Annotated in this window: 10 protein-coding genes; 1 reads left to right on the top strand and 9 read right to left on the bottom strand. The window is 64.7% G+C overall.

All coding sequences use genetic code 11. From position 1 onward, the window contains the following. Nucleotides 1-105 precede the first annotated feature (105 nt). The gene (locus OKW29_RS37735) at nt 106-582 is read right to left on the bottom strand and encodes a nitrate reductase associated protein (protein WP_184062390.1); all 477 of its coding nucleotides are present in this window, start codon (nt 580-582) and stop codon (nt 106-108) included. A 158-nt stretch (nt 583-740) separates the two neighbouring features. Here OKW29_RS37735 and fdhD point away from each other — a divergent pair, with 158 nt between their 5' ends. Then, nucleotides 741-1,625, top strand: a complete 885-nt coding sequence (fdhD, locus tag OKW29_RS37730) for a formate dehydrogenase accessory sulfurtransferase FdhD (RefSeq protein ID WP_429294483.1) — start codon at nt 741-743, stop codon at nt 1,623-1,625. Between the two features lie 65 nt (nt 1,626-1,690). On the opposite strand, the gene OKW29_RS37725 is transcribed toward fdhD, so the two are convergent. The 8 genes from OKW29_RS37725 to aspS all read right to left on the bottom strand — a co-directional run bounded on the left by OKW29_RS37725 (nt 1,691) and on the right by aspS (nt 12,910). After that, the gene (locus OKW29_RS37725) at nt 1,691-2,461 is read right to left on the bottom strand and encodes an enoyl-CoA hydratase (protein ID WP_429295003.1); all 771 of its coding nucleotides are present in this window, start codon (nt 2,459-2,461) and stop codon (nt 1,691-1,693) included. A 117-nt stretch (nt 2,462-2,578) separates the two neighbouring features. Then, nucleotides 2,579-3,778 carry an acetyl-CoA C-acyltransferase gene (locus OKW29_RS37720; protein ID WP_184055181.1) on the bottom strand — a complete coding sequence of 400 codons (1,200 nt, stop codon included), beginning with the start codon at nt 3,776-3,778 and terminating at the stop codon, nt 2,579-2,581. Nucleotides 3,779-3,852: 74 nt separating this feature from the next. Beyond that, nucleotides 3,853-6,288 (bottom strand): 3-hydroxyacyl-CoA dehydrogenase/enoyl-CoA hydratase family protein, encoded by a 2,436-nt coding sequence (locus OKW29_RS37715; protein WP_429294482.1) that lies wholly within the window; start codon nt 6,286-6,288, stop codon nt 3,853-3,855. Between the two features lie 85 nt (nt 6,289-6,373). Beyond that, nucleotides 6,374-8,161, bottom strand: coding sequence for an acyl-CoA dehydrogenase C-terminal domain-containing protein (locus tag OKW29_RS37710; protein ID WP_429294481.1), 1,788 nt, complete (start codon nt 8,159-8,161; stop codon nt 6,374-6,376). A 98-nt stretch (nt 8,162-8,259) separates the two neighbouring features. Then, nucleotides 8,260-8,859, bottom strand: a complete 600-nt coding sequence (locus OKW29_RS37705) for a TetR/AcrR family transcriptional regulator (protein WP_184027146.1) — start codon at nt 8,857-8,859, stop codon at nt 8,260-8,262. Between the two features lie 293 nt (nt 8,860-9,152). Continuing rightward, a complete protein-coding gene (gene clsB, locus OKW29_RS37700) occupies nt 9,153-10,412 on the bottom strand; it encodes a cardiolipin synthase ClsB (RefSeq protein ID WP_429294480.1) in 1,260 nt (419 codons plus the stop codon). After that, nucleotides 10,409-10,924: a dihydroneopterin triphosphate diphosphatase gene (nudB, locus tag OKW29_RS37695; RefSeq protein ID WP_090803007.1), complete on the bottom strand. Its 516-nt coding sequence runs from the start codon at nt 10,922-10,924 to the stop codon at nt 10,409-10,411. The genes clsB and nudB overlap by 4 nt, the downstream gene beginning before the upstream one ends. 186 nt (nt 10,925-11,110) lie before the next feature. Further along, entirely contained in the window at nt 11,111-12,910 is a 1,800-nt protein-coding gene (gene aspS, locus OKW29_RS37690) for an aspartate--tRNA ligase (protein ID WP_429294479.1), read from the bottom strand. Nucleotides 12,911-12,960: the final 50 nt, after the last annotated feature.

Raw genomic sequence — 12,960 nt, 5'->3', positions numbered from 1 at the left:
TGATTGGGGGGAAGGCTGCGAGTTGGTGGGGGCGCCTGGCTGGGAGCGGCTGGCCGGCCGCGCCTAGCCGGCCGCACCTAGCCGGCCGCGCCTAGCCGGCCGCGCCTAGCCGGCAGCTCCAAATTCCTTCATCGCCGGGACGAAATCGTGGCTCGCCTCGGGCTTGCGCGACAGCTTCGCGAGCACATAGCGCTTGAAAGGATCGAGCTCGGCCCAGCGCGCGACGCTCGGCGCGGCGAGACCGGCCAGCCCCGCCTGATGCGCGACACCGTCGGGCACGCTGTCGGTTTGACGCCAGGCCGGCGACTCCTCCGGCGTAAACCACTCCGGTTCGACGTTCGCGTGCGTGCGCAGCATCTCGAACAGCGCGTGATCGAAATTCGGTTCGATCTGCGTGTCGTCTTCGACCGGGAAACGCGCGAGCAGCTTGCGATCTTCGAGCGGCAGTTGCTGCCACTGCGCGAGCGTGATGCGCAGCCCGAAACGGTCGAGATTGAAGCGCACCGACATCGGGATATAAGTGAAATTCTCCGAAGACGCGACTTCGAAGTCGAACAGAAGCGGTGCTTCGTTGAGTCCCATGTCAGTGCTCCTTGTCGGTGGCGGACAGCGTGCGGGCGTCGCTTGAGGTATTTTAGAACCTTATTCGCGCGACGGCGCCCCGCGCGGCGGCCGCCGCGAAGCATACGGCGAGGCCGGCGCACCCTTTGACGCGCGGCATGATACAGGAGTGAAGCAGCTTGAACGGACAGGAAAACGGGCGCCAAACCGGGCGGGCGAACGGCCAGCCCCACGCCCTCGACAGCGACGAACAACCCGGCGCGGTGCAACTCGAAGTGCGCCGCCATCGCGGCGCGGCGGTTGAAACCGCCACCGATCACGTCGGCCAGGAGTGGCCGGTCGCGCTCGTGTTCAACGGCATCTCGCACGCGGTGATGATGTGCACGCCGCGCGATCTCGAAGCGTTCGCGGTCGGCTTCGCGATTTCGGAGGGGATTGTCGAGCGCGGCAGCGACATTCAGGACATCGAGGTCGAATTGCACGGGCACGGCGAGTTGCCGCATGCCGAGGTGCAATTGCAGGTCGTGCAGCAGGCGTTCGCCGGTTTGAAGGAAAAGCGCCGCGCGCTCGCCGGGCGCACCGGCTGCGGCGTGTGCGGCATCGAAAGCATCGATCTGCTGGATCTGAAACCGCAGCGTGTACCCGACACTGGCTTCTTGCAGCGGCTCGCGCCCGATGCGATCGCACGCGCCGCGCGCGCGCTGCCCGAGCACCAGGCGCTCACTCGTTTGACGGGCGGCCTCCACGCGGCCGCGTGGTGTGATGCGCAAGGCGCGATCCACTATGCGTTCGAGGACGTCGGCCGCCACAACGCGCTCGACAAGCTGATCGGCCAGCTCGTGCTCGACCGCGCCGATACGCGCGACGGTTTCGTGTTTCTGTCGAGCCGCGCGAGCTACGAGCTGGTGCGCAAGGCAGCGCGCGTCGACGTGCCGATGGTCGCGACGATCTCGGCGCCGTCGTCGCTCGCGATTGCGATCGCGCGTGAGGCGGGCGTGCGGCTCGTGAGCTTCTGCCGCGAAGGCAGCTACGTCGATTACGACACGTGGCAGCAGCAGGCTTGAGCGATTGAAGCGGCGCAGCGACGATTCACGGCTAACCCACCCGAAGCCCGCCTGCGTCGCCCCCCTCAGTCGAACCGCCGGAAATCCGGCTTGCGCTTCTCGAAGAACGCCTTGAACGCCTCGCGCGCTTCGGGCGCAAGCAGCATCTTGCCGAAATGCACGGCTTCCTCGGTCATCTGCGTCTGCAGTTCCTGCTGGCTCGCGCGCTTCATCAGGCTCTTCGTCACGCGCAACGACGACGCCGGCAGCGCCGCCAGCTTCGCGGCCTGCGACGCCGCGAACGCGTCGACTTCGCCCGCCGGCAGCACGCGATTCACGAAGCCCATGCGGTGCGCTTCGGCCGCGTCGAACGCCTCGCCGAGCAGCAGTTTTTCCGCCGCCGCCTGGTAGCCGGCCACGCGCTGCAGCAACAGGCTCGACGCTGCTTCCGGGCACAGCCCGAGCTGCGTGAACGGCAGCGAAAAGCTCGCGGTGTCGGCCGCGTAGACCAGATCGCAATGCAGCAGCAGCGTCGTGCCGACGCCGACCGCCGGCCCCGCGACCGCCGCCACCACCGGTTTTTCCGCGGAACATAGCGCGCGCAGGAACTGGAACACCGGCGGGGTTTCGCCAACCGGCGGCGACTTCATGAAGTCCTCGAGATCGTTGCCCGCGCTGAATATGCCCGCGCTGCCGCGAATCAGGATCGCGCGCACCGACGCGTCGCCCTGCGCTTCTACGAGCGCGTCGGCCATCGTCTGATACATCGCGGCCGTGAACGCATTTTTCCTGCCGGGCCGGTTGAAGCTGATGGTCAGCACCGCGTCGGCGCGCTCGACCAGAATATCCGTCGTCATCCCGTTCATCTCCTTGTGCTCCTGCTGAATGTAGAAACGGTTCGCAAGCCGGGCGGCCTGCGAACCGTTGCGCGGTCCTTGGTGGATCACAGAAGGATCCCCCGTTCGATCAGCGGTTCACAGACGCTCGATGATGCCCGCCGCGCCCATGCCGGTACCGACGCACATCGTCACCATGCCGTACTTGTAGTTGCGGCGGCGCAGGCCGTGCACCACGGTCGCCGCACGAATCGCGCCGGTCGCGCCGAGCGGATGGCCCAGTGCGATCGCGCCGCCGAGCGGGTTGATCTTCGACGTATCGAGGCCGAGGTCCTGGATCACCGCGAGCGACTGCGCGGCGAACGCCTCGTTCAGCTCGATCCAGTCGAGGTCGTCCTGCTTCAGGCCCGCGGCTTTCAGCGCGGCCGGAATCGCTTCCTTCGGGCCGATGCCCATGATTTCCGGCGGCACGCCGCGCACCGCGAAGCTGACGAAGCGCGCGAGCGGCGTCAGGTTGAACTGCTTGAGGATTTTTTCCGACACGACGATCAACGCACCCGCGCCGTCCGACGTCTGCGAGCTGTTGCCGGCCGTGACCGAGCCTTTGTTCGCGAACACCGCGCGCAGCTTCGCGAGGCCTTCCATCGACGTGTCCGCGCGCGGACCTTCGTCGAGCGACACGTCGCGCGTTTTCACGTTGATCTCGCCGGTCGCGAGATCGGGCACGCGATCGACGATCGTGTACGCGGCGATTTCGTCGTTGAATTCGCCGGCTTGCTGCGCGGCCATCGCGCGGCGGTGCGATTCGACCGAGAACGCGTCCTGCGCTTCGCGGCTGATCTTCCAGCGCTCGGCGACTTTCTCCGCGGTCAGGCCCATGCCGTACGCGATGCCGACGTCTTCGTTGCGATCGAAGATATGCGGCGACAGCGACGGCTTATTGCCCATCATCGGCACCATGCTCATCGATTCGCAGCCGCCCGCGATCATCGCATCCGCCTCGCCGACGCGGATGCGGTCCGCGGCCATCGCGAGCGCGGTCAGACCCGACGCGCAGAAGCGGTTCACCGTGACACCGCCGACCGTGTTCGGCAGACCGGCGAGCAGCGCGCCGATTCGCGCGACGTTCAGGCCCTGCTCCGCTTCCGGAATCGCGCAGCCGACGATCGCGTCTTCGATCACGCCGGTGTCGAGGCCGGGCACCTGAGCGACGGCCGACCTGATCGCGTGAACCAGCAGCTCATCCGGACGTGTGTTCCTGAACATGCCGCGCGGCGCCTTGCCGATCGGCGTACGGCTCGCGGCGACGATGTATGCGTCTTGCAATTGCTTTGCCATTTGGGAATCTCCTTTGTCGACCAGAGTTGGCCAAAGCTCTTACTCTGGTCCCATGCACATTGTGCGGTCGCCGCTTAATTGCGCACCGGCTTGCCGGTCTGCAGCATGCCCATGATCCGTTCCTGCGTCTTCTGCGTGCCGAGCAGCTCGACGAACGCGCGACGCTCGAGTTGCAGCAGCCATTCTTCGTCGACGAGGCTGCCGGCTTCGACGTCGCCGCCGCACACCGCTTCCGCGATGCGGCTCGCGATCAGGAAATCGTGCTCGCTGATGAAGCGGCCGTCGCGCATATTGACGAGCGACGCCTTGATCGTCGAGATCGCCGAGCGGCCCGCGACCGGCACCTGGGTCGCGCGCAGCGGCGCACGGTAGCCCGCCGCGGCGAGCGCGCGCGCTTCCTTCTTCGCGACGTCGAGCAGTTCGAACACATTGAAGACGATCGTGTCGGAAGGCTTCAGGTAGCCCATCGCGCGGGCGTCGAGCGCGGAGGCCGACACCTTCGCCATCGCCGCGTTCTCGAACGACTTCTGCAGGAACTTCAGCAGATCGTTCGTCGCGCCGACCTGGCTTGCCGCTTCGGCCGCGCGCAGCGCCGCTTCCTTCAGGCCGCCGCCCGCCGGCACGAGACCCACGCCGACTTCGACGAGACCCAGATAGCTCTCGATGTGCGCGACGCGCTTCGCGCTGTGCAGTGCGAGCTCGCAGCCGCCGCCGAGCGCGATGCCAGAGATCGCCGAAATCACCGGCACGTTCGCGTACTTGACGCGCAGCATGCCCTGCTGGAAATTCTTCACGAACGGCTCGATGCCCTTCGCGCCGCCCATCATGAACGCGGGCATCGCTTCTTCGAGGTTCGCGCCCGCCGAGAACGGACCGCCCGGCGTGCCGAGTTTCAGCGATGCGGGCTGCCACACGACGAGGCCCTTGTAGTCCTTCTCGGCCAGTTCGATCGCCTGCGTGAGCCCTTCGATCACCGCCGGTCCGATCGTGTTCATCTTGCTCTTGAACGACACGATCAGCACGTCGTCCTCGCCCGCGCGATCGTCGACCCATGCGCGCACCGCATCGGTCTCGAACAGCGTCTTGCCGTAGGTCTTCGGATCGGCGCCGGTTTCGCCGACGAGCGGCGCGCGGAACACCTGCTTGCGGTACACGTCGAGCGACGAGCGCGGCACGAAGGTCTGCGTGGCCGGTGACCACGAGCCTTCGGCCGTGTGCACGCCGCCCTTCTCGTCAACCGCGCCTTCGAGCACCCACGACGGCAGCGGCACGTTGGCGAGCGCCTTGCCCGCCGCGATGTCTTCCTGCACCCATTCGGCGACCTGCTTCCAGCCGGCCGTCTGCCAGCCTTCGAACGGACCTTCGTTCCAGCCGAAGCCCCAGCGGATCGCGAGATCGACGTCGCGCGCATTGTCGGCGATCGATTCCAGATGCACGGCGATGTAGTGATAGACGTCGCGGAAGATCGACCACAGGAACTGCGCCTGCGGGTGCTGCGTTTCGCGCAGCAGCTTCAGACGCTCGGCAGCCGGACGCTTCAGAATGCGGCCGACGAGTTCGTCTGCCTTCCCGCCGCCGTCGATATATGCACCCGTGTTCGGATCGAGCACCTTGATCGCCTTGCCTTCCTTCCTGTAGAAGCCGGCGCCGGTCTTCTGGCCGAGCGCGCCCTTCTGCACCAGTTCGGCGAGCACGGCCGGCGTTTCGTAGACCGGCAGAAACGGATCGTCCGGCAGCGTGTCCTGCATCGTCTTGATCACGTGCGCCATCGTGTCGAGACCGACCACGTCGGCGGTGCGGAACGTCGCCGACTTCGCGCGGCCGAGGCGCGCGCCGGTCAGGTCGTCCACTTCGTCGAAACGCAGGCCGAACTTCGCGGCTTCGGCAATAACCGCAAGGATCGAGAACACGCCGACGCGGTTCGCGATGAAGTTCGGCGTATCTTTCGCGCGCACGACGCCCTTGCCGACCACGCTGGTCAGGAAGGTTTCGAGCTGATCGAGAATTTCCGGACGCGTCGTCGCGGTCGGGATCAGTTCGACCAGATGCATGTAGCGCGGCGGATTGAAGAAGTGCACGCCGCAGAAGCGCGCCTTCAGTTCGTCCGCGAAACCTTCGGACAGTGCGGTGATCGACAGCCCCGACGTGTTGGTCGCGAAAATCGCGTTCGGGCCGATGTGCGGCGCGACCTTCTTGTACAGGTCGTGCTTCCAGTCCATGCGTTCGGCGATCGCTTCGATCACGACGTCGCACTCGGCGAGCTTGTCGATGTCGTCGTCGTAGTTCGCGGGCTGGATGTATTGCGCGTCGTCCTTCACGCCGAACGGCGCCGGCGACAGCTTCTTCAGATTTTCGATCGCCTTCAGCGCGATCCCGTTCTTCGGGCCTTCCCTGGCGGGCAGGTCGAACAGCAGCACGGGCACCTTGGCGTTGATCAGGTGCGCGGCGATCTGCGCGCCCATCACGCCGGCGCCGAGCACGGCTACCTTGCGAATGATCAGATTGCTCACGTCGTTTCTCCGGAGAGTTGTGCGATGGCGCGAAGCGTCAGCCATGCTTCGCGCGATGTGTGTGGCCTCGCTCGATGTGCGAGCGTCAGAACAACGCTTCTTCGACGTCCATCATCGGCTTCGAACCGGCGCGCGCCTGGCGGATCGTCATCGCCGTTTCGGGCAGCAGCTTCGCGAAGTAGAAGCGCGCGGTCGCGAGCTTCGCCCTATAGAACGGATCGCCCGACGCCTGTTTGTCGAGCGCGATACGAGCCATGCGCGCCCAGAAGTACGAGAACACCAGATGGCCGACCGTGCGCAGATACGGCACGGCCGCGGCGCCGACTTCGTCCGGGTTCTGCATCGCCTTCATGCCGATTTCCATCGTCAGTTTCTGCACCTTTTCGCCGATCTCGGCGAGCGGGTTCACGAACTCCTGCATCTCCGGCTTGATGCCTTCGGCTTCGACGAATTCGGCGACGAGCTTGCCGAACTTCTTCATCTTCGCGCCCATGTCGCCGAGCACCTTGCGGCCGAGCAGGTCGAGCGACTGGATGCCGTTGGTGCCTTCGTAGATCATGTTGATGCGCGCGTCACGCACGTACTGCTCCATGCCCCATTCGGCGATGAAGCCGTGGCCGCCGTAGATCTGCATCGCGTGATTGGTGCCTTCGAACGCGTTGTCCGACAGGAACGCCTTCAGGATCGGCGTGAGCAGCGCGACGAGGTCGGCGGCTTCCTTGCGCTCGGCTTCGTCGGCGTGCGACAGCTCCTTGTCGATCTGCAGCGCCGACCAGTACGAGAACGCGCGGCCGGCTTCGGCGTAGGCCTTCTGCGTGAGCAGCATGCGGCGCACGTCCGGATGCACGATGATCGGATCGGCGGCCTTTTCCGGCGCCTTCGGGCCGGTCAGCGAACGCATCTGCAGCCGCTCTTTCGCGTACGTGAGCGAGTTCTGATATGCGACTTCGGTGAGACCGAGGCTCTGCATGCCGACGCCGAGACGCGCGGCGTTCATCATGACGAACATCGCGTTCAGGCCCTTGTTCGGCTCGCCGACCATCCAGCCCTTCGCGTTGTCGAGATTGATCACGCAGGTCGCGTTGCCGTGGATGCCCATCTTGTGCTCGATCGAACCGCACTTGACGCCGTTGCGCTCACCGGGCTCGCCCGCTTCGTTCGGCACGAACTTCGGCACGATGAACAGCGAAATGCCCTTGGTGCCCTTCGGCGCATCCGGCAGACGCGCGAGCACGAGGTGAACGATGTTCTCCGCCATGTCATGCTCGCCGCTCGAAATGAAAATCTTCGTGCCGCTGATCGAGTACGAGCCGTCGCCGTTCGGTTCGGCCTTCGTGCGCAGAATGCCGAGGTCGGTGCCGCAATGCGGCTCGGTCAGACACATCGTGCCGGTCCAGACGCCTGCGACGAGCTTCGGCAGATAGCGCTGCTGCAGTTCCGGCGTGCCGTGCGCGTGCAGGCATTCGTACGCGCCGTGCGACAGGCCCGGATACATCGTCCACGCCTGATTCGCCGAGTTCAGCATTTCATAGACCGCGTTGTTGACGAACGCGGGCAGTCCCTGGCCGCCGAATTCCGGGTCGCAACCGAGCGCCGGCCAGCCGGCTTCGACGTATTGCCGATAGGCTTCCTTGAAGCCCTTCGGCGTGGTCACGACGCCGTCGCCGGCATACGTGCAGCCTTCCTGGTCGCCGCTGTGGTTGAGCGGGAACAGCACTTCGGAGCAGAACTTGCCGGCTTCCTCGAGCACCGCGTTGATCGTGTCGGCGTCGAGTTCGACGTGCTTCGGCATTTGCCGAAGTTCGGCCTCGACGTTGAGCAGTTCGTGCAACACGAATTGCATGTCGCGCAGCGGCGCGGCGTACTGTCCCATGACTCTCTCTCCCTGGTTTGACAAAAAGCCAGGCCGTTGGCCGGGTCCGTGGTCGGACCTTCTGCGCCGCGCGTTTCCGGTAGATTCCGGCGACGCCGCTAACGGCTTTCGCTTTGATACGAATTAATCAGTTTTTCCAGCGCGGCCCACGTGAGACGCACCGCATCCGGCAGATGCAGAAAGCGCGCGTCGTGATGCAGGCCGAGCGTGACGCTATACAGTTCGAACAGCATCAGCTGCGGGTCGGTATCGGCGCGCAGATGCCCTTCTTCCATCGCTTGCGAGATCGCGCGCGTGAGCGCCGCACGCCACGTCGTCACGCTCGACACCAACTGCTCGCGCACCTGGCTGTCCGCGCGGTCGTCGTATTCGACGGCGCCGCTGATGTAGATGCAGCCGGTCGTGACTTCCTGAATGCGTTTCTCGATCCAGCGGGAAATCATCGCGCGCAAGCGCGGCAGACCACGCGGCTCGCGCAGGCTCGGGAAAAACACCTCGTCTTCGAAACGGCGGTGGTATTCGCGCACGACCTCGATCTGCAGATCCTCGCGCGAGCCGAAATGCGCGAACACACCGCTCTTGCTCATCTGCATGCGCTCGGCCAGCAGACCAATCGTCAGACCTTCCAGTCCGTCTCGGCCTGCCAGATCGAGTGCTGCATCGAGAATCGCGGCTCGGGTTTGTTCGCCTTTTCGCATAGCTGTTTTACCGTTCTAATGTGACCGAATTGAAAATCGAACGGCCGTACTATTATTGAGTGCTTGCCGTCCGCGAAACAAGGACTTTATTAGAAACCGGTTTCTAACCGGCTTCTAATTTTGCGGCTTTCGATCATCCGATCAATCAGATTTTTAGAGGCGTTTGCCTTGAATCGATGGTTGCCGATCGGCGCGCGCTGTTCTCGCGCGTGTTCTATTTCTTTGCCCCGCTTCGCTGGCGCCGCTTGATGGCCGACATGATGCGGCAAGCGCGGGCTCTCGTGCGAGCGGTATTAGTCGTAGCCGCCCACCGTCAGCAGCTTCATCGCGACGCGGTAGCTCGTGTACGCGATCCAGCTCAGCGCGCGCACGCGCGCCGGTCGCGATTCGTAGTGCGCTTCATCGATTGGGCGCGCGTCCGTGAACGCGTCGAGAATCGCGTCGCGCAGTTTGGGGATCGACGGATCGTTCACGAGCACGACGTTCGCTTCGTTGTTCAGCATCAGGCTGAGCGCATCGAGATTCGACGAACCGACCGTGCCCCAGTTCGAATCGACCACCGCGACCTTGCCGTGTAGCAGCGTCTTCTCGTATTCGGCGATCTGCACGCCTGCGCGCAACAGCGCGTGGTACAGGAACGGCACGGCGTAATCGAGCGCCTTGAACTCCTTGCGCCCGATGATCAGCTTCACGACCACGCCGCGCCGCGCCGCGAACACCAGCGCGCGACGCAGCTTGCGTCCCGGCATGAAGTACGGATTCGCGAGCAGGATTTCATGGCGCGCCTGGCCGATCGCGGCCAGATAAGCTTTTTCGATCGCGCGGCGGTTGATCAGGTTATCGCGCGCGACGAATGCGACGCACGGCTCGCCGCCGGCCCACAGTGCCTCGTTGCGGCGTCGCCGGCGTCTGCGCAGACTGCCAAGCGAGTTGGCGTCCTGCGACGACAGGTCGGGCTTCATCGAATCGAGCGGCCGATGGCCGACGCGAATCCGCCGCCACTGCACCTCGATTGCATCGCGCACGTCGGCGACCACCGGCCCGCGCAGCTCGACCGCGAAGTCCCAGCGCCGGTACGGCAGCTTCTCGCCGTTGTTCTCGTAATCGTCGACGATATTGATGCCGCCACAATACGCGATCTGATCGTCGATCACCGCGAGCTTGCGGTGCGTGCGCGAAAAGCCGAAGCGGCCGAACAGATGCGGGTTGTAGATGCGATGCTCGATGCCGCCGGCCGGCCATTGCTCGAACATCTTCAGGCGCGCGGTGCCGACGCCATCGGTGATCACGCGCACTCTGACGCCGCGCGCGGCGGCGCGAAGCAGCGCCTCGCTGACCGCGTGGCCGGCTTCGTCGTCGCAGAAGATATAGGTTTCGAGCGCGACGTTGTGCTCGGCCGCGTCGATGCGCTCGATCAGCGCGTCGAAGAAATCGTCGCCAGAGCGCAGCAGCTCGACCTCGTTGTTACTGGTGAAGCGGTAGCGCTGCCAGTAACGACGGCCGAGCAACGTGTGCCGCAGACGCGCCAAACGGCCCGAGCCGCCTGCGCTCACTGGCCACGCTCCCCGGCCAGCGGGCCGGATTGCGGGTCGACCGGGCGTGCGGCGAGCCGCCGCGGCAACTGCAGGATCGCATCGGCATTCGACGACGAAAAGCAGCGCGATGCGGCCTCTTCATATGGCAGCCACATATACGCGGTGTGTTCGCGCGGCGCGAGCGTCACGTCGATGCACTCGGGGACCTGCAGGCTGAACCAGTGCTCGGTGTTGTAGAGCACGCCCGCTTCGTAGCGGTAACGAAATTCCGGGTAGATCTCGTAGTCGATCGAGTAGTGCCAGTCGAACAACCCGCTGCGCGGCACCAGTGCGCCGCCGATCATGATGCCGGTTTCCTCGCCGACTTCGCGCACCGCCGTGTCGGCGAGCGGTTCGTCGAGCCGGTCTTTCGAACCCGTCACCGACTGCCAGAACGCCGCATGATCGGCGCGCTCGAGCAGCAGCACGTCGAGCGCAGGCGTATGAATGATGACGAGGACGGACTGCGGAATTTTCGGCGGTTTCGGCATGGCTCAAACTGGGCGCGACGATACGCGCGGTACATGTCGGATGACGGTCGAAAGGGTCTGGAAAGCGGTGGCTTCACTGTAACGCAAAAAATGAAAAAGGCGCTGAGGTGGAGATCACCTCAGCGCCTTTTCGTTTCGCTCGTGTGGTTTTTTTGCGGCCGCCGGCCGCGCGCAGCGGCCGCGGTTTTATGCCTTCGGTTCCGGCGTACGCAGACGGATGTGCAGCTCGCGCAGCTGACGCTCGTCGACTTCGCTCGGCGCCTGCGTGAGCAGATCCTGCGCGCGTTGCGTCTTCGGGAACGCGATCACGTCGCGGATCGAGTCGGCGCCGGCCATCATCGTGACGATGCGGTCCAGACCGAACGCGATACCGCCGTGCGGGGGCGCGCCGTATTGCAGCGCGTCGAGCAGGAAGCCGAACTTCGCCTGCGCTTCTTCCGCGTTGATCTTCAGCGCGCGGAACACCTTGCTCTGCACTTCCTCACGGTAGATACGCACCGAGCCGCCGCCGATTTCCCAGCCGTTCAGCACCATGTCGTAGGCCTTCGCGAGGCAGCGCGCGGGGTCCGTTTCGAGGTACTCGAGGTGCTCGTCCTTCGGGCTCGTGAACGGGTGATGCGCGGCGACGTAGCGGTTGTCTTCCTCGTCGTATTCGAACATCGGAAAGTCGACGACCCACAGCGGCTTCCAGCCGGACTCGACGAGGCCGTTGGCCTTGCCGAATTCCGAATGACCGATCTTCAGACGCAGCGCGCCGAGGCTGTCGTTGACGACCTTCGCGCGATCCGCCGCGAAGAAGATGATGTCGCCGTCTTGTGCGCCGGTGCGCTCGATGATCGCCTTCAGCGCTTCGTCGTGCAGGTTCTTCACGATCGGGCTTTGCAGACCGTCACGGCCCTTCGCCGCTTCATTGACCTTGATCCACGCGAGACCCTTCGCCCCGTAGATGCGCACGAATTCCGTGTAGCTGTCGATGTCGCCGCGCGACAGCTCGCCGCCCTTCGGCACGCGCAGCGCCGCGACACGGCCGTCCTTCGTGTTGGCCGGGGTGCTGAACACCTTGAAGTCGACGTCCCGCATCGCATCGGTCAACTCGGTGAACTCGAGCTTCACGCGCAGGTCCGGCTTGTCCGAACCGAAGCGGCGCATCGCTTCCGCGTATTCCATGACCGGGAATTTCTGGTCGAGCTCGACGCCGATCGTCGTCCTGAACACGTGACGGATCATCGCCTCGAACAGATCGCGGATTTCCTGTTCCGACAGGAACGAGGTTTCGCAGTCGATCTGCGTGAATTCCGGCTGACGGTCGGCGCGCAGGTCTTCGTCGCGGAAGCACTTGGTGATCTGGTAGTAACGGTCGAAGTTCGCGACCATCAGCAGCTGCTTGAACAGTTGCGGCGACTGCGGCAGCGCGAAGAACTGGCCCGGGTTCGTACGCGACGGCACGAGGTAGTCGCGCGCGCCTTCCGGCGTGCTCTTCGTGAGCATCGGCGTTTCGATGTCGATGAAGCCCTGCTCGTCGAGGTACTTGCGCACTTCGATCGCGACGCGGTAGCGCAGACGCAGGTTGTGCTGCATCTGCGGACGGCGCAGGTCGAGCACGCGATGCGTGAGGCGCGTGGTTTCCGACAGGTTGTCATCGTCGAGCTGGAACGGCGGCGTGACCGACGCGTTCAGCACGATCAGCTCGTGGCACAGCACTTCGATCTTGCCGCTCTTCAGCGATGCATTGGTCGTGCCTTCCGGACGGCCGCGCACGATGCCCATGACCTGCACGCAGAACTCGTTGCGCACGCCTTCGGCGACCTTGAACATGTCAGCACGATCCGGATCGCAGACGACCTGAACGAGCCCTTCGCGATCGCGCAGGTCGATGAAGATGACGCCGCCATGGTCGCGGCGGCGGCTTACCCAGCCGCACAGCGAGACAGATTGGCCCAGCAGTTCTTCGGTCACCAGACCGCAGTATTCAGATCTCATCGACATGATGTTTGTCTTTCGTTTTGCATTGGTTGAACGGCGCGCCGCAGACGATC

The sequence above is a fragment of the Paraburkholderia sp. CI3 genome (genome assembly GCF_050436505.1).
GTDB lineage: Bacteria > Pseudomonadota > Gammaproteobacteria > Burkholderiales > Burkholderiaceae > Paraburkholderia > Paraburkholderia tuberum.
Note: the sequence above shows the minus strand (reverse complement) of the source record. Positions and strands in the feature narration are given on the sequence as shown.

Bases quoted from the DNA above. Each gene is read 5' to 3' on its own strand.
- OKW29_RS37735 (WP_184062390.1), bottom strand. From the start codon at position 582: ATGGGACTCAACGAAGCACCGCTTCTGTTCGACTTCGAAGTCGCGTCT.
- OKW29_RS37725 (WP_429295003.1), bottom strand. From the start codon at position 2,461: ATGACGACGGATATTCTGGTCGAGCGCGCCGACGCGGTGCTGACCATC.
- OKW29_RS37720 (WP_184055181.1), bottom strand. From the start codon at position 3,778: ATGGCAAAGCAATTGCAAGACGCATACATCGTCGCCGCGAGCCGTACG.
- OKW29_RS37710 (WP_429294481.1), bottom strand. From the start codon at position 8,161: ATGGGACAGTACGCCGCGCCGCTGCGCGACATGCAATTCGTGTTGCAC.
- OKW29_RS37705 (WP_184027146.1), bottom strand. From the start codon at position 8,859: ATGCGAAAAGGCGAACAAACCCGAGCCGCGATTCTCGATGCAGCACTC.
- nudB (WP_090803007.1), bottom strand. From the start codon at position 10,924: ATGCCGAAACCGCCGAAAATTCCGCAGTCCGTCCTCGTCATCATTCAT.
- aspS (WP_429294479.1), bottom strand. From the start codon at position 12,910: ATGTCGATGAGATCTGAATACTGCGGTCTGGTGACCGAAGAACTGCTG.